This is a genomic window from Virgibacillus sp. L01, assembly GCF_052246775.1.
Lineage (GTDB): Bacteria > Bacillota > Bacilli > Bacillales > Amphibacillaceae > Lentibacillus.
The window spans coordinates 47929-67687 of the sequence record NZ_JBQQCP010000009.1; the positions used below are offsets into that span (position 1 = coordinate 47929).

Annotated in this window: 29 protein-coding genes; 8 read left to right on the forward strand and 21 right to left on the reverse strand. The window is 36.7% G+C overall.

Going from position 1 to position 19759, the window contains the following annotated elements; genetic code table 11:
* Nucleotides 1–149: 149 nt before the first annotated feature.
* Nucleotides 150–335, forward strand: a complete 186-nt coding sequence (locus ACTWQM_RS15820) for an aspartyl-phosphate phosphatase Spo0E family protein (RefSeq protein ID WP_443259139.1) — start codon at nt 150–152, stop codon at nt 333–335.
* A 78-nt stretch (nt 336–413) separates the two neighbouring features.
* Here the strand turns inward: ACTWQM_RS15820 and ACTWQM_RS15825 are convergent, their stop codons facing one another.
* The 3 genes from ACTWQM_RS15825 to ACTWQM_RS15835 form a co-directional block, all read right to left on the reverse strand.
* A complete protein-coding gene (locus tag ACTWQM_RS15825; RefSeq protein ID WP_443259140.1) occupies nt 414–968 on the reverse strand; it encodes a DUF3231 family protein in 555 nt (184 codons plus the stop codon).
* A gap of 67 nt (nt 969–1035) precedes the next feature.
* Complete coding sequence (locus tag ACTWQM_RS15830) at nt 1036–1299, reverse strand: hypothetical protein (RefSeq protein WP_443259142.1); 264 nt, start codon at nt 1297–1299, stop codon at nt 1036–1038.
* 114 nt (nt 1300–1413) lie between these two features.
* Complete coding sequence (locus ACTWQM_RS15835) at nt 1414–1971, reverse strand: beta-class carbonic anhydrase (RefSeq protein WP_443259143.1); 558 nt, start codon at nt 1969–1971, stop codon at nt 1414–1416.
* 193 nt (nt 1972–2164) lie between these two features.
* Here ACTWQM_RS15835 and ACTWQM_RS15840 point away from each other — a divergent pair, with 193 nt between their 5' ends.
* The gene (locus ACTWQM_RS15840) at nt 2165–2350 is read left to right on the forward strand and encodes a Spo0E family sporulation regulatory protein-aspartic acid phosphatase (RefSeq protein WP_443259144.1); all 186 of its coding nucleotides are present in this window, start codon (nt 2165–2167) and stop codon (nt 2348–2350) included.
* Between the two features lie 2 nt (nt 2351–2352).
* On the opposite strand, the gene ACTWQM_RS15845 is transcribed toward ACTWQM_RS15840, so the two are convergent.
* Genes ACTWQM_RS15845 through ACTWQM_RS15855 form a run of 3 tightly spaced genes read right to left on the reverse strand, consistent with a single transcriptional unit; the run spans nt 2353 to nt 3351 of the window.
* The gene (locus ACTWQM_RS15845) at nt 2353–2937 is read right to left on the reverse strand and encodes a DMT family transporter (RefSeq protein WP_443259254.1); all 585 of its coding nucleotides are present in this window, start codon (nt 2935–2937) and stop codon (nt 2353–2355) included.
* Nucleotide 2938: 1 nt separating this feature from the next.
* Nucleotides 2939–3184, reverse strand: a complete 246-nt coding sequence (locus ACTWQM_RS15850) for an alpha-hydroxy-acid oxidizing protein (RefSeq protein ID WP_443259145.1) — start codon at nt 3182–3184, stop codon at nt 2939–2941.
* Entirely contained in the window at nt 3181–3351 is a 171-nt protein-coding gene (locus ACTWQM_RS15855; protein ID WP_443259146.1) for a hypothetical protein, read from the reverse strand. Before ACTWQM_RS15855 ends, ACTWQM_RS15850 begins: the two co-directional genes overlap by 4 nt.
* 379 nt (nt 3352–3730) lie before the next feature.
* Here ACTWQM_RS15855 and ACTWQM_RS15860 point away from each other — a divergent pair, with 379 nt between their 5' ends.
* Nucleotides 3731–3874, forward strand: a complete 144-nt coding sequence (locus tag ACTWQM_RS15860; protein WP_443259147.1) for a hypothetical protein — start codon at nt 3731–3733, stop codon at nt 3872–3874.
* A 315-nt stretch (nt 3875–4189) separates the two neighbouring features.
* Here ACTWQM_RS15860 and ACTWQM_RS15865 read toward each other — a convergent pair whose 3' ends face one another.
* The 6 genes from ACTWQM_RS15865 to ACTWQM_RS15890 all read right to left on the reverse strand — a co-directional run bounded on the left by ACTWQM_RS15865 (nt 4190) and on the right by ACTWQM_RS15890 (nt 9934).
* The gene (locus ACTWQM_RS15865) at nt 4190–5548 is read right to left on the reverse strand and encodes an FAD-binding oxidoreductase (protein WP_443259148.1); all 1359 of its coding nucleotides are present in this window, start codon (nt 5546–5548) and stop codon (nt 4190–4192) included.
* 27 nt (nt 5549–5575) lie between these two features.
* A complete protein-coding gene (locus ACTWQM_RS15870) occupies nt 5576–5962 on the reverse strand; it encodes a VOC family protein (protein ID WP_443259150.1) in 387 nt (128 codons plus the stop codon).
* Between the two features lie 58 nt (nt 5963–6020).
* Entirely contained in the window at nt 6021–6914 is an 894-nt protein-coding gene (locus ACTWQM_RS15875; RefSeq protein WP_443259151.1) for an aminoglycoside phosphotransferase family protein, read from the reverse strand.
* Between the two features lie 80 nt (nt 6915–6994).
* A complete protein-coding gene (locus tag ACTWQM_RS15880) occupies nt 6995–7900 on the reverse strand; it encodes a DUF4349 domain-containing protein (RefSeq protein ID WP_443259152.1) in 906 nt (301 codons plus the stop codon).
* Between the two features lie 146 nt (nt 7901–8046).
* Nucleotides 8047–9414 carry a TrkH family potassium uptake protein gene (locus tag ACTWQM_RS15885; protein WP_443259154.1) on the reverse strand — a complete coding sequence of 456 codons (1368 nt, stop codon included), beginning with the start codon at nt 9412–9414 and terminating at the stop codon, nt 8047–8049.
* 154 nt (nt 9415–9568) lie between these two features.
* Entirely contained in the window at nt 9569–9934 is a 366-nt protein-coding gene (locus ACTWQM_RS15890) for a cytochrome-c oxidase (protein ID WP_443259155.1), read from the reverse strand.
* Between the two features lie 136 nt (nt 9935–10070).
* Here ACTWQM_RS15890 and ACTWQM_RS15895 point away from each other — a divergent pair, with 136 nt between their 5' ends.
* The 3 genes from ACTWQM_RS15895 (at nt 10071) to ACTWQM_RS15905 (ending at nt 13155) form a co-directional block, all read left to right on the forward strand.
* Nucleotides 10071–10568, forward strand: a complete 498-nt coding sequence (locus ACTWQM_RS15895; RefSeq protein ID WP_443259156.1) for a GNAT family N-acetyltransferase — start codon at nt 10071–10073, stop codon at nt 10566–10568.
* A 731-nt stretch (nt 10569–11299) separates the two neighbouring features.
* Complete coding sequence (locus ACTWQM_RS15900) at nt 11300–11887, forward strand: TetR/AcrR family transcriptional regulator (protein ID WP_443259157.1); 588 nt, start codon at nt 11300–11302, stop codon at nt 11885–11887.
* A gap of 11 nt (nt 11888–11898) precedes the next feature.
* Complete coding sequence (locus tag ACTWQM_RS15905; protein WP_443259158.1) at nt 11899–13155, forward strand: MFS transporter; 1257 nt, start codon at nt 11899–11901, stop codon at nt 13153–13155.
* A 20-nt stretch (nt 13156–13175) separates the two neighbouring features.
* Here the strand turns inward: ACTWQM_RS15905 and ACTWQM_RS15910 are convergent, their stop codons facing one another.
* The 7 genes from ACTWQM_RS15910 to ACTWQM_RS15940 form a co-directional block, all read right to left on the reverse strand.
* Nucleotides 13176–13778: a histidine phosphatase family protein gene (locus tag ACTWQM_RS15910; protein ID WP_443259255.1), complete on the reverse strand. Its 603-nt coding sequence runs from the start codon at nt 13776–13778 to the stop codon at nt 13176–13178.
* A gap of 21 nt (nt 13779–13799) precedes the next feature.
* On the reverse strand, nt 13800–14327 hold the full coding sequence (locus tag ACTWQM_RS15915; RefSeq protein ID WP_443259159.1) for a GNAT family N-acetyltransferase: 528 nt from the start codon (nt 14325–14327) through the stop codon (nt 13800–13802).
* Nucleotides 14299–15138, reverse strand: a complete 840-nt coding sequence (locus ACTWQM_RS15920) for a GNAT family N-acetyltransferase (RefSeq protein WP_443259160.1) — start codon at nt 15136–15138, stop codon at nt 14299–14301. The genes ACTWQM_RS15915 and ACTWQM_RS15920 overlap by 29 nt, the downstream gene beginning before the upstream one ends.
* A gap of 24 nt (nt 15139–15162) precedes the next feature.
* Nucleotides 15163–16023, reverse strand: coding sequence for a hypothetical protein (locus tag ACTWQM_RS15925; protein WP_443259161.1), 861 nt, complete (start codon nt 16021–16023; stop codon nt 15163–15165).
* Nucleotides 16024–16124: 101 nt separating this feature from the next.
* The gene (locus ACTWQM_RS15930) at nt 16125–16301 is read right to left on the reverse strand and encodes a hypothetical protein (protein WP_443259162.1); all 177 of its coding nucleotides are present in this window, start codon (nt 16299–16301) and stop codon (nt 16125–16127) included.
* Between the two features lie 35 nt (nt 16302–16336).
* Nucleotides 16337–16534 carry a DUF2197 domain-containing protein gene (locus ACTWQM_RS15935; protein ID WP_443259163.1) on the reverse strand — a complete coding sequence of 66 codons (198 nt, stop codon included), beginning with the start codon at nt 16532–16534 and terminating at the stop codon, nt 16337–16339.
* A gap of 146 nt (nt 16535–16680) precedes the next feature.
* A complete protein-coding gene (locus tag ACTWQM_RS15940; protein ID WP_443259164.1) occupies nt 16681–17289 on the reverse strand; it encodes a hypothetical protein in 609 nt (202 codons plus the stop codon).
* A gap of 130 nt (nt 17290–17419) precedes the next feature.
* On the opposite strand from ACTWQM_RS15940, the gene ACTWQM_RS15945 reads away from it, so the two are divergent.
* Both ACTWQM_RS15945 and ACTWQM_RS15950 read left to right on the forward strand, forming a co-directional pair.
* Complete coding sequence (locus ACTWQM_RS15945; protein ID WP_443259165.1) at nt 17420–17965, forward strand: sigma-70 family RNA polymerase sigma factor; 546 nt, start codon at nt 17420–17422, stop codon at nt 17963–17965.
* Nucleotides 17962–18633, forward strand: a complete 672-nt coding sequence (locus tag ACTWQM_RS15950; protein WP_443259166.1) for a hypothetical protein — start codon at nt 17962–17964, stop codon at nt 18631–18633. Before ACTWQM_RS15945 ends, ACTWQM_RS15950 begins: the two co-directional genes overlap by 4 nt.
* A 50-nt stretch (nt 18634–18683) precedes the next feature.
* On the opposite strand, the gene ACTWQM_RS15955 is transcribed toward ACTWQM_RS15950, so the two are convergent.
* Complete coding sequence (locus ACTWQM_RS15955; RefSeq protein WP_443259167.1) at nt 18684–19133, reverse strand: hypothetical protein; 450 nt, start codon at nt 19131–19133, stop codon at nt 18684–18686.
* 38 nt (nt 19134–19171) lie between these two features.
* Nucleotides 19172–19615: a DUF2243 domain-containing protein gene (locus ACTWQM_RS15960; RefSeq protein ID WP_443259168.1), complete on the reverse strand. Its 444-nt coding sequence runs from the start codon at nt 19613–19615 to the stop codon at nt 19172–19174.
* Between the last annotated feature and the right edge of the window lie 144 nt (nt 19616–19759).

Here is a 19759-nt window from a genome sequence, read left to right on the forward strand (position 1 = left end):
ATTTTTTATACTACTGTCGTATTGTGTAATGTTTTGACTTCGTTTGTAGAATCTATTGATTTTTTTTATAAAAGTAGCATAATAGATTTCGTTGTTTATCATTACTATCGACCTAATATAATTTAACTAAATGCGAGAGGAAGAGAATAATGTTTGGAGTAATTGAACCAACTCGAACTGATTTAACTAAGGAGATTTCGATGAAAAAGGAAGAGATGATTGAATTAGGCATGAAATATGGACTGGCAAATAAACGTACTGTAGAATGCAGTCAGCAACTTGATGACCTTTTAAATGAGCATTTCAATAACAAGCATTTTTACTATACCGCTTAAATCCGTAACTACTGGATTGGAGCTGTTTTATTCTTCCAATTATTATTTCAGTAATAATGTTCGAGTTGGTTTTTAGCACTATTGTTTTGGAGAACCTGGTGGATAATAATAGGGTGGTACTTTAAGCCACCCACGTTTCCGCATTAGTGTTTTTAAGGTTGTTCCAAAAGTCACCCATTCTGAATAAAAGCTAAGCCATATCATACCAATGTCACTTCGAACAGCATCTGCTTGTCCCTTAGCGCACGCTTGCATACAGGTAACTAACTTAAACGCAATACCATTGGTTATTTCATTGTCTGTCAGCTTTACTCCTAAAGGGATTTCGTTTGGCTCCGAGTTTGGCTTTGATGAGGTAACATCAGGTAACGGTATCCCTTCATCTCTCATAAACTTGCTTAATTTCTTAACTTGGGATTCACATAATTTAATGACATCCTTGAGCATTTCCTTTACTTCGTCATCCGTTGTTGTATTTAAGCCGGATTCCTCGTAACGAATGTACTCTTCCATCATTGTTAGATACTTCCAGCAATCACCTGCTTCAATTATATGCAATGGGGACTTTGGCTCATCTAGATTATCCATTGATGTTTTCAATGTATTCCATACTGCTTCAAATGGATTAGGCATAATCAAGAGCTCCTCTTAAATACTTTTCCCATCAATTGTAAATAAATGTAATGAAATTTCGTGAACTTTAATGATATAAGGCTTTGATTTGATCCAGGTCCTCCAGGAAGTCAATTATCTCCCCCTGATTCAATGGAACTAGCATTTGATCATACATAGTAAGAACCTGTCCGCCAGTTTCATGTTTATGTTTATTTAGATATTCAGATAGGTCGTTTAATTGATTTTCTTTAATCGTTGATTGCGTTGTAAAATGTTTAACTTTTTGCAGAACAAACGCATTCGTTATATTATCAAACTCACCAGAAATTATGTTTCCATTTAAGATCATGATTTCACTCCTGTTTAAAAGTATCCGCTATTATAACTTGCCCCAAAAAGCCCGTTTTCTTGTAATGAAAAAAATGTGGCATACCCAAATGGTATACCACATTTTTTTTCAGATTTAGTAACCTTTAGATACAACATCCAACTTCCCTGTATTAGGATTAATTACTAGTCCGTGGACAGGTACATCCTGTGGAATTAACGGGTGGTTTTGAATGGTTGATACACTTTGTCTCACACTGTCTTCTACGCTATCAAACCCTTTTAAAAATTGTTCCAGATCCACTCCTGCATTTTGCAATGTATCCAGTCTCTCCTCACTTATACCACGTTCCTTCATCTTGCTCATAATACTTTCCGTTTTTAAACTGGACATGCCGCAATCATAGTGACCAACAACGCACACTTCATCAGCTTGAAGTTCATAAACACCGACAAGAATACTTCTCATAATACTCCCAAAAGGATGGGAAACAAGCGCACCAGCATTTTTAACAATCTTTACATCGCCATTACCTACATTCATCGACTTCGGAAGTAATTCAACCAAACGAGTATCCATACACGAGAGAATAACGAGTTTTTTGTTTGGAAACTTTCCTTTTTGATACTTTTCATATTCTTTGTTTTCTACAAACTTTTCATTATGTGTCAAAATTTCATCTAATATTGTCACTAAAATTCCTCCCTATTCGTAAATTTATCATCTTTATTTTACTATATAACAATTATTTTGTCGTATTTTGTAAGGTTATGACTTCATTTGTTGAAACTATTGATTTCCAATAGGAAAATTGACATAATAAATTTTGTCTCTCTATGACTAATTTACTACATAGTTCTAATATAATTGAAAGGAAGTAAATAGAATGATTCCGTTAGAGGAAGCAGTCCGATATAATTTAATCGAAGCAATATCAATGAAAAAGAATGAAATGGTTAATTTAGGAATGAAATATGGCTTAGCACATTATAAAACAATAAAATGCAGTCAGCAGTTAGATAAGCTTTTAAACATCCATCGATATGGTAGAAAATACTTCGTTAATTATTGAGGTCATTTACCTTTTGTTGTTAGAATCACACCACATATAACTGCCACAGCTCCAATAATTTTCATGATTGTAATGGTCTCACCTAGCCAAAAATAGGCACCAATCATGGTAACTATCGGCAAAAAATTTAAAAATACGGATGCCTGTGAAGCACCAAGGATTCTAACGGCACGATTATAGCATATTAATGCGATGAAAGATGGAAATATCCCAAGATATGCTAAACTATTTAAATTCATCGGTGTCATCAAGGAAGAAGGTACCCCTGTCACAATCCACTCTCCAACAATAAAAGGTAACAAAACTATAATTGATATACTGCTCATTACCAGAAGTACAGCATTTTGCGGAAACAGATGCATGTATTCTTTTACAGTAATTGAATAGATCGCCCAGCATCCTATTGCTCCAATCATGATACCGTCCCCAGCATTCCAGCTCATAGTAACCAATTGAAATACGTTTCCATCCATTACTACCCATACAGCGGCGACAAGTGATAAAAAAACACCAGCCTTTTGTATATGCAGCAGCTTTTCTTTTAAAAGTACAGCACTTAACAAGACCGTCACAACTGGTATAACCATTTCAAGCACTGATACATTTGTTTGAAGCAGAACTGGCGATAAATGGCACACCTATCTCAGCACAGGCCCGTGCAGAACCAAGATCTCCTTCTTCATGAATAATCGACTGTACACCAATCGGAGCGTGTAACAGCGGAAAATTATATGTATGCCCAAGCAGATTTACGCTTAAATCCCGATCTTCCACGTTTCGGAGCATCCGAGGTACAATGTTACAGTGGTCAAAAGCACGAAGATTTGACTTCATTGTTTTTCCCCACCTGCTCCACCCGCTACATAGTAGTAGGCGCCATCCTCCAGAACATCACGTGCTTGCTTTTCCCAATCCTCATAAACCACCGGAAAACGCTCTAGATCAGGGCTTGTCATTGTTTGATACACATTGAACTGAACTTTATTACCGAAATTAGACACTAAAACTCTCCTTCTGCATACGTTTATCTGTTTTTATTATATTGTAAATTATCAGTTTTTTCAAACACTTTTTTAGAAAGTATGCGTTGTCGCTCGAGTTTGGAGCGCTGTCGCTCGAGTTTGAGGCGTTGTCGCTCGAGTTTGGGGCGCTGTCGCTCGAGTTGGAGGCGTTGTCGCTCGAGTTGGAGGCGTTGTCGCTCGAGTTGGAGGCGTTGTCGCTCGAGTTTGGAGCGCTGTCGCTCGAGTTGGAGGCGTTGTCGCTCGAGTTTGGGTGCTGTCGCTCGAGTTGGAGGCGTTGTCGCTCGAGTTTGGAGCGCTGTCGCTCGAGTTTGGAGCGCTGTCGCTCGAGTTTGGAGCGCTGTCGCTCGAGTTTGGAGCGTTGTCGCTCGAGTTTGGAGCGCTGTCGCTCGAGTTTGGAGCGCTGTCGCTCGAGTTTGGAGCGCTGTCGCTCGAGTTTGGTGCATTGTCGCCTGGATCCGCTATGCCGGCAATCCGGGCAGGTTTTGAAATAACTGATAACTAAAACATCCATTGGGTAAGCTTCATTTAAGCGATCCATTTCAGTCAAGGACTGGCACCTGGGTGATTAGCGTTAAAAGTAAAAACCGCTTCGACTTATGTTCAAGTCGAAGCGGTTTTTTGAGTTACATAGATGAGAGTTGATATCGTTCCGGTGCTGGTTGATATCCCCTGTTTCCGGTTGATAAACCAAGTTTCAGGTCGATATCCCTCTATTCCAGTTGATAAGCATCATATCTGGTTGATATACCACATTTCAGGTTGATAAACTAAATTCAAGGTCGATATCCCCAATATCCAGTCGATAACCTACTATACGCTATACTATTTTACCAGGATTCAATACGCCATCAGGATCAAGAGCTTGTTTGATTTTTTGCATGACAACGAGTGATTCGCCATGTTCTCGTGCCTGGTATTTTTGTTTGCCTGTGCCGACACCATGCTCACCGGTACATGTCCCGCCTCTTGCAAGTGCATAATCAACAATACGTTCATTTACGACATTAGCTTTTTCAATTTCTGCCGGATCATCGACATCGATCATTAATAGAATATGATAATTTCCATCCCCAACATGACCGACGATACCACCAGAAAGACCGGATTCATCAACGGCTTCTCTGGCATCTTTAACTGCTCCGGCTAGTTCAGAAATTGGCACACAGACGTCAGTTACCATCTGCTTTCTACCCGGATGACCATGAATATATGCGTACGCAGCGTTATGACGGGCTTCCCATAGCCTATTTCTGGCAGCTGTATCTGATTCAAACTCTATTTTTTGACAGTTAATATCCTCAACGATTTCCTTCATAAATTCAACATCTTGCTGTAAACCTGCCTCATTACCGTGAAACTCCAGGAATAATGTAGGTACTTCACTGTAATTGGTGTCACTAAAATGATTCATCTGTTTAATCGACTGCTCATCAACTAGTTCCACCCTTGCTACAGGAATTCCTGCTTGTAATATAGCAATCACCCCGTTAACAGCATCGTCAACACTTCCAAATTCAGCTCTGGCAGCCATAATATGCTCAGGAATACCGATAACTTTTAATGTTAATTCGGTAAAACATCCTAGTGTCCCTTCCGAACCAACAAATAAACCATTCAAATGATATCCTGACGAAGATTTTGCAGCCATGTTTCCTGTATGGATCACTGTTCCGTCAGCAAGGACAACTTCCATATCGCGAACCTGATCCCGCATGATACCATATCTAACTGCAGTTGTACCGCTGGCATTTGTTGCTGCCATCCCTCCTAATGTAGCATCTGCACCTGGATCAACTGAGAAAAACAGTCCGTACTTTTTCAGCTCTTTATCAAGTTGGGACCGTGTAACACCAGGCTGTACCTTTACCAGAAAGTCATCCTGTCGTACTTCAAGGACTTTGTTCATTAATGAAAAATCAACGCTTATTCCACCATGATATGGGATTGCATTGCCTTCCAGGCTTGAACCCAGTCCAAATGGAGTGACAGGTTTATTATACTTGTTTGCTAGTTTCATAATATTACTCATTTCATCGGCACTTTCCGGAAAAACGACAAGCTCAGGTGAATGTGGTTTGTGATAAGATTCATCTGAACTATGTTGATCCAAGATGGTATCATTCATGGTAACCCGGTCAGCCGCCAGCACCTGCTGTAGTTCTTCATAAAGCTTCATAATAAATCTCCCCGCATCCTATTTGTATTATTTTTCTTGAGAAATCTGAATTAGGTTTCCACATGTATCATCAAAAATTGCAAAAGTTACAGGTCCTACTTCTGTTGGTTCTTCTGTGAATTCTACACCGCGTTTTTTCAACCGTTCGTATTCTTGCTGAATGTCATCTACCGTGAAAGATGTCGTTGGTACTCCCTCATCATAAATCGCTTTTTGATATGTTTTTGCAGCTGGATTATTATTTGGTTCTAAAAGCAATTCAACCGAGTCAGGTTCTTCTGGTGAAACTACAGTAATCCATTTATAATCCCCGGCCGGCATATCTGTTTTTTTTACAAAACCCAAAACATCCGTATAAAACCTTAATGCTTTCTCCTGATCCTCTACAAAAACACTCGTAATTTTTATTTTCATCGTCACCCTCCAGTAAACTATTATTTCAATTGTACCATTTATTTTTCAAAATTTTAATTCACTTATACCAATCTGGAATACATTGTCTGAAATGATCATGATCTTGTATCACATCAAGTGAATAGGCTAGCATTCTTTCAAAGTTTTCGCTTCCCAATTTCTTCCCCCAAACTAGCGCTGAAACAATATGCATAGCACTGTACAAAGCATATAACTGCCAGAATGATTCATTAATTCCAGTGTTTTTATGATATCCGTCAATAATACCTCTGGTAAATGGAATGCTTATTCGTTTGGAAAAGAAACCTAGCTTATGTAAGTCATGAATTGGATCTCCCCAATCCATCCGTTGAAAATCAATAATTCCGGAAAAAGTTTTACCCTGTATTAAGAGATTTGCAGGATGGTAATCATCATGCTGAAATGTATTCGGTCTGTCCTTCATTAAATGTTCATTCTTTTTTATATATATTGCAAGTATTTCCTTGATATTTTCATCCAGATTAATTTCTTTTAGCTGTTCCAGATATCTATTATTCTTTTTCCTTTTAACAGAATACCAGGACGGATAATTTACAGGCGCTGAAAACTGATGCAGTTTATATAATTCTTCACCTGCGTGAAATCCTACAGCATATTGCTCCTGTTCCGTTAAGTATTTCAAGGCTCCCTCCGCATCTTCACCTGGCAGGTATTCAAGGACCATGTAGGCGATCCCATCATTTATAAGAGATTTAAATTCGAAGCCTTTTGGTACATAATTAGAAAACTCCGCCAGTTTATTTAATATATCAAATTCTTTCTTTCTATCTTCTTGATCCTGAATTGGAAAAATCCTGATAAGATGTTTGTTATCAACTACATACTTTTTGTCATGCGAGAATCCTTTATTCAGTTCCACAATAGCTTTTGCATTTTTCAAATATGAGATTTTTTCTTCTGAAATTCCCAATTGACCACCACCCTTATAGAATAACAATACGATTTAAAAAGGTACAATTCAACTAGAATTGCACCTTGGTAAATAACTGACTATTCCCGACTACTTTTCTTTCTTCTTTTAATAATAAAAAATATTGCCAGCCCAACAGCACCAAGGATGATAAGTACTGGTAAATTTCCGATAAAGAATACGAACAAACTTGAGAAGGCTGATATAAGTACGTTGATACTTTTCATAAATTGTTGTTTTGTTTTTTCCCAGGTATTTAAATCTTCCTTATTTATACTTGAAATGGTTACATTTTTTTCTTGAATATGGATCGTTACCGTTGCTAAGTCGGCTTTATTTTCCAGGTAATTCATTCGACCTGTTAATTCTTCAATCTCTCCTTGAACTTTTGCCAAATCATCCGAAATAGTCAACAGGTCTTCTGTCTTTTTTGCTTGTTCCATAAATGAAAGTAGCCGTTTCTCTACAACACGTTTTGATTTCAACCGTGACTCCAGGTCGATGTATTCCTCAGTCACGTCCTGCCCGGAAATTGAACTTTGTAAAACCTCACTGCTGCCATCTTCCACTAACTGAACAAATTCTCGAAACTGCTCTTGGGGGATCCTTGCTGTTAGTTGTCCATTAGTTGAACCGTCTTCAGAGCCACCATGCATGTTCGACTCCACTATATAACCACCGCGATCTGCAACCTGGGTCTGAATATCATTTACTGCTTTTTGATAATTCTTCACTTCGATACGAAGATTAGCTGTGTAAATTATTTTTCGATTTACATCGCTTGCTCTCCCGTTTTGGGATGTTGAATCTTCCTCTTGTGAGCCACTATCTTCACTTACAGCATCATCACCCGCGCCACTTGAAACACTGCTGTTTTCCTGGGACGATTTCTCTTCCGTATTCCTATTAGCTCGATCACCACTCGATTCACTTTCCCCCGCCTCATTGCTGCAGGCGGTAATTAGGATACTAATACTAACAATCATGATAACGCGGAATATATATCTAATCTTGACCACCCCTTTTTCTCTTTTAAACACAGACGGTATTTAAATGAAAAAGGTTACATCTTTGTTTCAATGAAACGGCTAATACCAATTCCACCTTACTTTTATCAAGAGTTTCAAAAAATTCATCCTATAATAACTTTTTCCTTTGGATAATGGAATTTATCTTTTGTTACCTTTCCTCTAATAAGGAATAAAAATGAGAATATGCCAATCCTGCCTACAAACATTAGAAAAATAATTATACCCTTACCAGCATTACTTAAATCAGGAGTAATTCCCATTGACAGTCCGGTAGTTCCAAATGCTGAAGAGACCTCAAAAGCAATCTGGAGTAATGGAAAGGGTTCAACATAACTCAATACTATAATAGCAGTTATACATAACATTGCTGCAGTTGTGATAACAATAAAAGAACGTATAACATCTTCATTGTCAAGCTCCCGACCAAACACCTTAATACTAGTTCTTCCTTTAGCGTAATTATAAATTGCTAATAGCATTATAGCGAATGTCGTTGTTCTAATACCTCCCCCTACACTACTTGGAGATGCACCAATAAACATTAAGACACACATCATTATAAGCGTCGGCGAAGTGAATTCATTTACTTCCATCGTTGCCAAACCACCATTTCTGGTTGTAACCGATTGAAATAGACTATAAAACATTTTTTCATGCCAGCTTTTGTTAGCAAAGAACAATGAATTATGTTCCAAAATCAATATTAATAGCCACCCAGCTAAAATAAGTCCAAAAAACGTTACCGTGGTAAGTTTTGTGAATAATGAAAAACTATGTTTTGGGTTACGTCCATGGTAATCTCCCCTTATAAAATCCTGTAGTTCAAGTAATACCGGGAATCCAATTGCCCCTAAGGTTAATAAAATAATATTAATAAATTGAACAAAATAGTCATCAGCAAAAGGAATGAGCGATGCACCGGTTATATCAAATCCAGCATTCGTTGTGGCACTAACCGCACCGAAAAATCCTTGCAGTAATGCTTCTTGCCATGTATCAAAGTAAGATAAAAAATAAGTACTTAATATGATAGTACCTATTAATTCAATTAGTAATACAATCTTAAGGATTTTTAACAATAATTGAACAAGTCCTCCTAAGGTTGTTTGGTTTTGGTCAATTTTAATGAGTTGTCTGCCTCTTAGACCAACTTTTTTCCCGAGAAGAATCCAAATAAAAGTTCCTAAGGTCATTATCCCAATCCCACCAAATTGCAATACGATAGAAAGTGCAATACTTCCAGCAGCATTAAATGTATCCGCAGTTGAAACAACTGTTAGTCCTGTAACACTAACAGCACTAACAGAAGTAAACAAGATATCAATAAACGTTAAATTCACACCTTCATTATGAAAGAAAGGAATACTCAGTAATAACATTGATAATATTACGGCTATCAAATAAAACAAGACAATTAGTCTAATTGTAGATAGGTAACTTACTTTAAATAATTTTGCAAATTTATTCATTAGAAAGTCTCCTTGCGTGTTAAATAGACATCTTATATGATAATAAATTGTATTATACAGGAAAGTAAATAAGAAATTCGCAGTTTTTTCTATAAAAAATAACCGTTCAATAAAAGAACGATTATTTACTATAGATGAACATTTATTATATTTGTTAGCCTACATTTTTAAATACATTAATTAAAAACAGAATTGCACCGACTACGACCATAACAGATCCAATAATCGTTAAAACGACGATTGAATGATTGGACGTTAATAGCATAATAAAAAGTGTACCTTGCATGAGCGGCAAACCTATGTTGTGCAACCAGAAATGAATAGTTGCTAGTTTCGTCTCACCAGCCTTTGGAAAACAATAATAAATAATTCCGAATAAAGCGAGTGACACCCAACCTAACAAATTCAAATGTGCGTGAACAGAAGTGAAACTAAAATTTTCCGTAATACCCATTGTAAGCCCTAAACAAACTCCTAAGACAAAGTATACTGCTGCAATCTTAAGAAACCGCACGGCCATATGACTCCCTCCCTCCTTCCATCCTAATCTAGAATTATAGATAACTATATGTTTAAAAAATCGAATAATTCTTCGATAATTTAAGTGTGGGCTATATGTTACAGTAATTTTATATTAAATATTGGGGTGGGAAATATTGAATCTATCAATCGTAAAAGCAAACACAACGTATACAACGGCAATTGCTTATATATGTACAGCAGGCTGGAAACAGACAGTAGAAGGAAAGTTAAGCGAAGAATACCAAACGAAAAATGTTGATTTTTGGTATAACCATGAAAAAGTTTACAATGACATACAAGATGGGCTTTATTCACATGTAGCATTAGTCGACTCACAAGTTGCCGGAGTAATTGGAGGTGCAATGACTAGCCCTAATGTGGGAGAGATATTTGTCCTTTATGTAGATGCGACGTACCGATATAAAGGAATAGGAAGACGGCTTCTGGCGGCATTCACGGAACAGCAAATTGGCAGTGGCGCAACTGAGCAATGGGTATCGGTGCAGGAAGGAAATCAGCGGGGTATCCCTTTTTATGAGGCAAGAGACTTTGTGTATCAAAAGGAAAAAAATACAATTACCGACACCGGAGAGAAACAAGTTTCCTTACGATATTCCAGAAAACTAGACTAGTATATTACAGAAAGAAACACTAAGCGGGAACCAGCACACACATAGCTGACCAGACGGATCCCCGTTCCGTTATTTGTGATAAATCCCTTGTTTCAAGCTTGTCTTCGGAGCCTCATTCCGTTATTTGCCTTTTTTAACCCCATATTCCATTAATTTTGTACTTTTAGCGGAACCAGGATCCGCTTCACCCCTCTTAGATCTGCTTTTCTTCAATTTAGCGGAATGAGGATCCACTTCGCCTCTTGCTGAAGTGGTCTTGTCTATAAAAAGGAAAAAAATACAATTACCGACACCGGAGAGAAACAAGTTTCCTTACGATATTCCAGACAACTGGACTAGTATATTACAGAAAGGAACACTAAACGGGAACCAGGACACACATAGCTGACCAGACGGATCCTCGTTCCGTTATTTGTGATAAATCCCTTGTTTCAAGCTTGTCTTCGGATCCTCATTCCGTTATTTGCCTTTTTAAACCCCATATTCCATTGATTTTGTACTTTTAGCGGAACCAGGATCCGCTTCACCCCTCTTAGATCTGCTTTTCTTCCATTTAGCGGAATGAGGATCCACTTCGCCTCTTGCTAAGTGGTCTGGATTTCACTCAGAATTTTTATAGTATCTCGTTTCATCCTTGAGATAAAGCTTTCTAATTGTTACTTGCAATCTCACCAAAATAATTATACAATAATAAATAATTGATTGATCAATCATTTAAAGGAGGCATTGCCTTGGCTAAACCAAGATCTAGTGAAAAGCGTAATATGATTTTTCGGGCTGGACTTCGCCTATTTGCTCAAAATGGTTACTCTAAAACAACTATCAAAGACATTGCCACAGAAGCTAATGTAAGCTTCGGCACCGTATTTACCTACTTCAGGAACAAGGAAGAACTTTTCCATCTTTGTGTAACAGAACCAATTGATGAGTTTAGAAATTACTTAATTGAACCAGATAAGACCTTAGAAACTTTTAACTTAGGTACTTTAAAGGAAATGGTAGCTAAGCACCTTAAATTCTTTTTAGAGAAAGAAGATTACTTACGTGTGATTCAATATGTTATTGGGCAGCCGGAAAGATTCTCTGAGACGATGGAAGAATTGGACCAGTTTTCCGATGAATTCATGTTATTCATTCAGAATGTTGTTCAAACAGGCATGGAAAAAGGTGTTCTACCGGAAAGTAATCCTGAAGAAGTTGGATATGGTTACCTCGCTTTTCTTATGGGGGCTCGGCTGACATTCACCGACTATCCAGGTATACAATTATCCAATGCTTTAGAAAAACAGGCCTATCGATTGTTCGGAATTGGTATCTAGGAGGAAGCTAAATGAAACGATTCAACTCTTTGCATAAATCTATTAAAATTCGCTTGTATTTGCAATTTGCTACTGTCCTGGCAAGTGCCACCATCATGCCTTACATCGCAGTTTATTTCACAGGATTAGTTGGCCCAAAAATAACCGGTCTGCTTGTTGTACTTGTCATTTGCTCCGGTATCATAGGTGGACTACTCGGTGGTTATTGGTCGGATCAGATTGGACGAAAAAAGCTTCTTGTCTTTGCTGAAATGGGTCTTGGTATCTCCTTTTTAGCAATTGCTTTCGTTAATTCTCCATGGACGGTAATGCCTTATGTCAGTTTTGCGTTCTTTTTAATAAACATGTTCTGTAATGGGATATATATTCCTGTTTCAACTTCCATGATTTACGATTTGATACAAAAAGAAGATCGTACATTTGTTTTTACTGCTATATACTGGATTGCAAATTTGGGAACAGCACTAGGGACTATAACGGGAGCATTCCTGTTTGAGGAATATCATTTTTATTTATTTATTTTTGTCGCTTCAATAGCACTTCTATCTTCAATCATAACTTACTTTTATATCAGAGAGACATTCACCAAAAAAGTTGAAGCATCTGACAAGGCAGTAAAGTCACCATCCATATGGTCCAATTATCAACATGTCTTAAAAGACCGGATTTATATTGTTTTTCTGATTGGAACATTGTGTGTAGTATCACTTGAAAGTCATCTGACTAATTATATAGCAGTTCATTTACAAAATACAGTCGAGGAAACTTCCTTATTAGGATTCATTACAATTGATGGGATAAATATGATAGGAATTTTGCACGCAGAAAACACATTACTTATCGTATTAGCAGTTGGTCTGGTAAGCTGGTTAATTAAAAAAACATCTGATTACAAGCGGCTTATTTATGGAATGGCACTCTACGTGTGCAGCTACGCCATTTTAAGTTACACTTCTGCTCCATTACTTTTGATTGGATTGATGGTATTCATTTCAATTGGTGAACTAATGTACGCTCCAGTTCGCCAAAGTTTGCTTGCTGATTTAGCAAATGAATCCCATCGAAGCTCCTACCTTGCACTGAATAGTTTCATGGATCAAGGGACACTGATTATAGCAGGTGCTGTCATCACAATTGGAGGAATCTTACCTGGATATATTATAAGCATCGGTTTTCTGCTAGCAGGTATGACAGGTGTGTTTTTGATGGCTCATGTCGTGAATCAGCTAAAAAGAAATGAGCGTGATCAGCAAAAGCAAACTGGATAACTCACTTCTTTTATGGATTCTTATAGTGATCTTGAACGTGAAAGGTGTGAAGCCTGGTTAAAATCTTTTACATTCCACCTTTCTTCTTGGAAATAAATATTGCTTATACAGGCGTTTACTAGTTTGGTCTTTCCTGAACCTATCTCACCATCTGAAACAGTACCGAGAATAGAATTAATAACTGCGCCATGTGCTACAAGCAGAACCATACTACCATAGTAAGTTTGGTTTATTTCATGAATGCCTGTCATAATTCGTTCTTTAAATGACTGCTCGTCCTCCTGATTTGGAAATATTTTATCCGGAAATTTTTCTAGTCTCTCTTGTGGTGTCATCCCCTCAGCATCACCAAAAGATTTTTCCTTAAAAGCAGCCATTTCAACAAAAGGGATATTCAATTTTTCATTTATAATTTCAGCCGTTTGCTTCGCTCTTGTCAATGGACTGGTAATTAGCACATCCCATTGCGAGGACTCTAAAAATGCAGCGCATTCCTCAGCCTGCATAATGCCTGTTCTATTTAAAGGTATATCCGTCGCTCCCTGCAGCTTTTGGGATGCGTTCCAATCTGTTTCTCCATGTCTAATTAAGCATATAGTAGTAATGATAATTTCCTCCTTTATTTCCTGGTATTATTAAATGCCTCATCGGTAAATCCTCTTTCCCATTATAACCTGAACATCATCCATTGATATAACTGCAGCATTTTCCTTAATAACTTCCCACCCTTTGCTTATGTACAAGTTTATTGCAGGGTTGTTTTCTACCGAAGTTGTTAAAACGGATGTATCATAATTAATCTTGCTTAGTAGTCTATCATGCAATTTCCGCCCGACCCCCATGCGCCTAACCTTGGTTTCTACAGCTAATTCAACAAACTCGAAACAATCGTTTAACCAATTGATTTGTTGTAGGTCTGTCAATTGCGCTGCCAGCTTCTCACGGTAAAATTGACCAGGCAAGCTTGTATAGCCATATGTAAATCCAAGTAACGTTCCATTTTCATCTTTCGCCTTTAATCCCTTGAAACCTCCATAACTAGTATGTTTATTGATATTATTAGCAGCACTTTCAAAGTCCTGGGATGTATAGGTATCTCCTATAAAGGTTTTACAGTAAAGGGCTACGATGCTATGTAAATCTTCATCTTTTTTTCCAAACGGAGTAATCATTTGATCCCTTCTCCCATATTGCCTTTGTATATGCAATGTTCATTCCTAAATGTTGCATGTTAGTTTGGCTTGTACTTCCAAATTCGGCCTGACCTACAACTAAACCCAAATTCATTGATTGTGCCTCATTGATTCGTTTTATAAGCAAGGCAGTATGAATTCCCTTGTTTCTATAATCAGGTAAGGTCGCTGAAGCAGCTAGTGTAGCAGTTCCATTTTTAACAAAAAACACACCTATTCCTACTGGTTCGTTCTTTACACTCGCTAAATAAAACTTCCAATTCTCATCATCATATAGAATCTTATTATTTTCTGCCACCCCATTCTTTACAAAGTCAGGCATTTTAAATCCTTTAACATAAATTTCAGCAAAAATATCAAACTCATTTTCCTCTATTTTTCTAATAGAAATATCAGAATTAAGTAAATCGTTATTATTTACAGATGGTGTTGAATATAGTGCTGTATGGAAACCCGTTTGGTAAAAGCCCCTGTGAGCTAACTTGAAAAATAAATCAGATGAAGCATGGGCAGGGGTTACTTCAAAACGACAAGGGATATCTTTTTTATCATAAAAAGCAATTATTTCATCTAGCAAGTTAACATCCGTATAATGTAATCCTTTAACCGTATTAAAAGATGGCCCAGGAATATTTTTCACAGAAAATGCAGTTGCCGCTCCAAAATCTTTAACTTCCACCTTCATTGGATTATCTTCTATGCTTTTTATTGCTGTTAAACGTGAACTCATCGTATCGACTTCTGACTGCTCAATTGTTTTGGCGAAATCTATATTTATAATTGGATTCAAATGTATCCCCCCTGGCTCTGCCCTCTAATACATGGGTTCTGCAATTGTTTCATATTTCAACCCCAACCCATCTTCAACAGTGACACGAAGTTCGATATTCGCTTCATTGTCTATCTTATCTTCAAGATTGTAGGAGTTATGGTAGTTGATATCCTCCGTAAAAGAATCGGAATGCATACCCTGATTTCTCTTTAATATATCCATTTCCTTAATCGGTTCTCCATTCACGTACAGATATGCTTTAGCACTTTTCACTTTTAAATCATCTTTATTTTCTGCGAGCATAAGTTCCTGCTTTAAGCGGTTATGAATGTTTATGTTCACTTCAAATTGTCCATTACCTCTTGGATGTAAAAAAGCATCGATCATGATTCGATTATCTAACTGTTCTTTAAATTTCAGGTTTAACAAGTCCTCACTTCTCTTTCCATCCGCTGATGTCGCAATTACTTGTGTTTCATAATTTCCGTTCAATGGAAAAGTATGCCCTAGAGAATAGTTTAGCCCACCTTTATTTTTAACTTCAAGCTCCGACCACTTCTGAGTACCTTCTTCTCGATATAAAAAAGCTATTTTCTCTTCATCAGACAGGTCACGTAAACTCCATTCCAAAATTACGTCAATTGTATTTTCCTCAAGATTGACATTAGTAATTTTATATTCTTTATCAGGTATCCATAATTGCTCTTGTAAAAATTTATCCATTTGTGAATTTACTTGCGAAGATATGTTTCGTACCGAATTGTTTACATTCTGAATCTGACCTTGCATATTATCTAACGTCTGCATCCGGTCCTCTACATTACTAATTTTAACGTAGTTTAATAGGCTAATGATCACGAGAATTCCAATTGCTACACTATAAATTATGTTTTGCTTTGACAAATCGCTACCTCCATATAAACTTCTTCACCGACTCCTAATTTTCGAATTATATCTACATCAACTTTTTCCGTTAAAGCACACGCTCAAATCCCTTGAAAATTTTAATCCCCACGAATATTCTCACCCATTGAATAATGGTTTCTTTCACCTGCATTAGAATTAGAAGTTTTGTATTGGCCGTAATTTGTGTTTGTTCGCTTTTTGCGTTTCAAGTCAACTACTATACCAAAAATCAAAACCGGAAATATAAACACACCTAAGAATATTACCCAGAACATATTGACTAATCCTCCTTCGAACAATAATCATAACATCATCGTAAAAATTTACCGTATTTATCAATTACATCCGGATCTAAGCCAGTAGTAGATTGAGCTTCCCTTTGCATTGATTCGTTACACTTTTTACAGACATAGTGTGCTTTTGGATTCTTTTTAATTTTTTGGTACTGAGCATCTGAATAATCAATTGTATAATTCTTTTTGCAGAAAAAACACTTTGTTTTTATCATTCTTACCCGCTCCCTATCCTGGATTTGTGAACTTCAATTAGTGTTTCGGTCATATTTATGGTTGGCTGATGGTTACAGGCTGTAAATTAATAAATACTTGGGTTTCAAGCGTCCTCATCCTCTGGGATATTTTATGTTAAGCTTTACTAGTGTACTATTTGTTTAACAAGCTGTTCTGCAATATTATATGAAACCTGCTTATTTATTTCATCATTAAATATCACATTTAAATTGTACGAACCTTCTTCAGTATTAATTGTAAATACTGCATGCTTATCTTCAGTTAAAGTTTGAATTTTCTCTCCTGAAATAGTTGTAACTTCAGAGTTAACTATTTTAGTTTCAGAGTTACTTACCTCAATATAAAAGTCATTATTGCTGTCAGGGTTCCCAAATAAAACATTCATGTTATGCCCTTTTCTTAAAAGTTCTTTTTCTTCCTTAGTTAGCTCAGGTAGATTGTTTTTTTCAGTGGTATACCCCAATCGAACTATCTTGTTCTTGCCAACAGGAGGATATTTAATACTAGCAAAGTTCATAACATAGCCTTGAAAATTTGGAATTTCAATATTATATTTGACCTCATCACTAATCTGCTCCTGAACGGATTGCGTCGAATCCTGTTTATCACAGCCTGCTATTGTAAAGACCAAAATCGTAGTAAATAAAATTATTCTCAGCATCATAACCCCCAAAATCAAAGAACTTCCTACTATTATATATTTCGCTAAATATGTCCAAATTCCTTTAATCAAGAAGGTCAACCGGATAGATGGGTATCATAAGAATACCTAAACAAATTTTTTATTTTTAAAATGAATGTTTTATTCTTTTAATTCGTCTTATATATAGAAAAAAATTATGAAATGGGAGGACGGTGCCTCGTTGGATAAATTTGTCGAACAATACCGGAACAACGAAATCGATAAAGAACAATTAATTCAAGAATTGATGACACATTACGGGTCACAGGTTACAAGATTGGCCTACTCCTATGTCAAAGATGTACAGACTGCTGAAAATATTGCACAGGATGTATTCATTAAATGTTATAAAAAGATACATCATCTTAAGAAGGGTGCAGCTATTAAACCGTGGATTAACAGCATCACTATCAACAAATGCAAGGATCATTTTCGAAGCGGATGGGTAAAACATCTGCGTTTAAATGTAGATTTTTCTCATTGGATTAAAAGCACGGCTCCATCTCCAGAAACCGAGATGACCAAGAAGGATCAGCATGACGAACTAACGAAAGAAGTTCTTTCCCTTCCTGTTAAATACCGTGAAGTAATCATCTGTTATCACTTTCAAGAACTTTCAATCAACGAAACCAGTGAATTGCTCAATGTCAAAGTGCCAACAGTCTCGTCAAGATTAAGAAGAGCTCGTCTAATGCTGAGAGAAAAACTGGAGGGGGACCATAAATGATGGAAAGACTAAACGAATTCTCAAAAAAATCCAGCTTAAACAACATTGAGTTTTCTGATGAGAGCCGTGAACAGGTGATGCAGCATATCTCTAAGAAAAATAAAGGAAGCGTTTTTTCAATGTGGAACAAAAGAATATTGAGCGTAGCAACACTTTTACTTTTATTAATGATTCCGGCCTATATCACCTTTAATTCATTACAGGATAATGCGACGGATTCAAATGAAAATCTTTCTGGGCCAAGTGAAAATCCAAAAGTACAGACAGTTGAACCGGAAAAACCACCGCTTGAGGACTTGGAAAATCAGTATGAAAGCATGATCATGCAAGAATACAATGAACAAGAAGAGGTAGTAAATTATGACACGAAACAAGAACTGATTGATGCCTTTACCAAAATAATGAGTCAGGACTTAGCAGTAGAAAGTGCAGATCAATTTTTCCGTGTCAGAGATGGAGAACTTTTTGTAAGTGAGTCAGAAGGTCCACCACTAATTAATTTCGATACAGAATATAACTTAACCAAAAACAATGATAAGGAATACGAATTAGCACAGAAACAAGAAAGCCAACTCAGAGGGAATATCCGTCTGACCGTTACCTATAAATATCAGGAAGACGGCTGGATTATCGCAGATAGAAATGTGGAATCCTTGGACAATCAATGATATTAAATTTAAAGCACCGCATTTGCGGTGCTTTTTTGCAACTTATCAACCTATGATGAAACTTCCACAATTTTACTATTTTCAATCGGCTTTCCCTTATAAACTAAAGCCCCATGATTATTAGAATGAAGTGATACTCTTATTTTATTTTTTCCTTCCTCCAGATCACCTAAATTAAAGTAATTTCCATATAGTCGGTTTATCTTTTCACCATTTATGTATAAATGAACATGACCTTCATTATAGCTTGGACGGTCAGACCCTACCTTTTCAGGTGCAAACGTAAAATGCTTTGTTTTGAGATGTAAGAGCCATGTATTCGATCGGTCTTGTGAAACTTGCACCTCTACAGAAGGTACTTTATATCCTTCTGGTATCTCAACCGGATTATGGGTTATATGGCCTTCACTATTAATTAAGTGCGAGTTCTGATTTATAAAATAAAGAAATAATACTAAAAATATTACTATCAAGCCAGTAAAACTCTTTATCTTTTTCATCCTTGTTCCTCTTTGATTAGATAAATCATACATACTTGTCACCCACTTTGATACCTACGCTTTATAAGAAAACCAATAATTACAAGTAAAACTCCAATGGCTAAAAAAACTAAGTCGTATAGCAGGGGATTTTCAGCTGATGGTCTAACGCGATGAACTTGTAATATATGGTGATCAATTATTCCTTCAACAATATTGAATGCTCCACCACCTATAAAGATGCCACTGCTGAAAATCATCCAACTATGGCCAAGTTTATTCTGTCTTGCATCCTGGAAAATTTTAATACCACCCCAAATAAGCAAAGCCGAAAATGCAGCAGTAAATAAGCCATCGGTGATAATTTCAAGCTTAATGTTAGGATTAAGTACCATATGATGCCATTGCAATAACTGATGAAAAACAATCCCGTCCACAGCTCCCAGTAATCCCAATCCAAGAATAACAGCTGCTATGAATAAATTTTTATCTTCTTTAGTCAAATAAATCATCCTTTAAATGGTTGTTTGCTACTTCGATTAATGCCCAAAATGAAAAGGAATATACCATTTTGCTGTAAATTCTAAAGGGTAGGATCAAACTTCATCGTGAATAACAATCCAAATAAAGAGCGCAATTCTCATTTT

Bases quoted from the DNA above. Each gene is read 5' to 3' on its own strand.
- ACTWQM_RS15870 (WP_443259150.1), bottom strand. From the start codon at position 5,962: ATGAAAATAAAAATTACGAGTGTTTTTGTAGAGGATCAGGAGAAAGCA.
- ACTWQM_RS15865 (WP_443259148.1), bottom strand. From the start codon at position 5,548: ATGAAGCTTTATGAAGAACTACAGCAGGTGCTGGCGGCTGACCGGGTT.
- ACTWQM_RS15830 (WP_443259142.1), bottom strand. From the start codon at position 1,299: ATGATCTTAAATGGAAACATAATTTCTGGTGAGTTTGATAATATAACG.
- ACTWQM_RS15845 (WP_443259254.1), bottom strand. From the start codon at position 2,937: ATGGTTATACCAGTTGTGACGGTCTTGTTAAGTGCTGTACTTTTAAAA.
- ACTWQM_RS15935 (WP_443259163.1), bottom strand. From the start codon at position 16,534: ATGATAAAAACAAAGTGTTTTTTCTGCAAAAAGAATTATACAATTGAT.
- ACTWQM_RS15880 (WP_443259152.1), bottom strand. From the start codon at position 7,900: ATGATTGTTAGTATTAGTATCCTAATTACCGCCTGCAGCAATGAGGCG.
- ACTWQM_RS15825 (WP_443259140.1), bottom strand. From the start codon at position 968: ATGCCTAATCCATTTGAAGCAGTATGGAATACATTGAAAACATCAATG.
- ACTWQM_RS15905 (WP_443259158.1), top strand. From the start codon at position 11,899: ATGAAACGATTCAACTCTTTGCATAAATCTATTAAAATTCGCTTGTAT.
- ACTWQM_RS15850 (WP_443259145.1), bottom strand. From the start codon at position 3,184: ATGAAGTCAAATCTTCGTGCTTTTGACCACTGTAACATTGTACCTCGG.
- ACTWQM_RS15890 (WP_443259155.1), bottom strand. From the start codon at position 9,934: ATGGCCGTGCGGTTTCTTAAGATTGCAGCAGTATACTTTGTCTTAGGA.
- ACTWQM_RS15840 (WP_443259144.1), top strand. From the start codon at position 2,165: ATGATTCCGTTAGAGGAAGCAGTCCGATATAATTTAATCGAAGCAATA.
- ACTWQM_RS15950 (WP_443259166.1), top strand. From the start codon at position 17,962: ATGATGGAAAGACTAAACGAATTCTCAAAAAAATCCAGCTTAAACAAC.
- ACTWQM_RS15915 (WP_443259159.1), bottom strand. From the start codon at position 14,327: ATGATTACTCCGTTTGGAAAAAAAGATGAAGATTTACATAGCATCGTA.
- ACTWQM_RS15955 (WP_443259167.1), bottom strand. From the start codon at position 19,133: ATGAAAAAGATAAAGAGTTTTACTGGCTTGATAGTAATATTTTTAGTA.
- ACTWQM_RS15885 (WP_443259154.1), bottom strand. From the start codon at position 9,414: ATGAATAAATTTGCAAAATTATTTAAAGTAAGTTACCTATCTACAATT.
- ACTWQM_RS15820 (WP_443259139.1), top strand. From the start codon at position 150: ATGTTTGGAGTAATTGAACCAACTCGAACTGATTTAACTAAGGAGATT.
- ACTWQM_RS15930 (WP_443259162.1), bottom strand. From the start codon at position 16,301: ATGTTCTGGGTAATATTCTTAGGTGTGTTTATATTTCCGGTTTTGATT.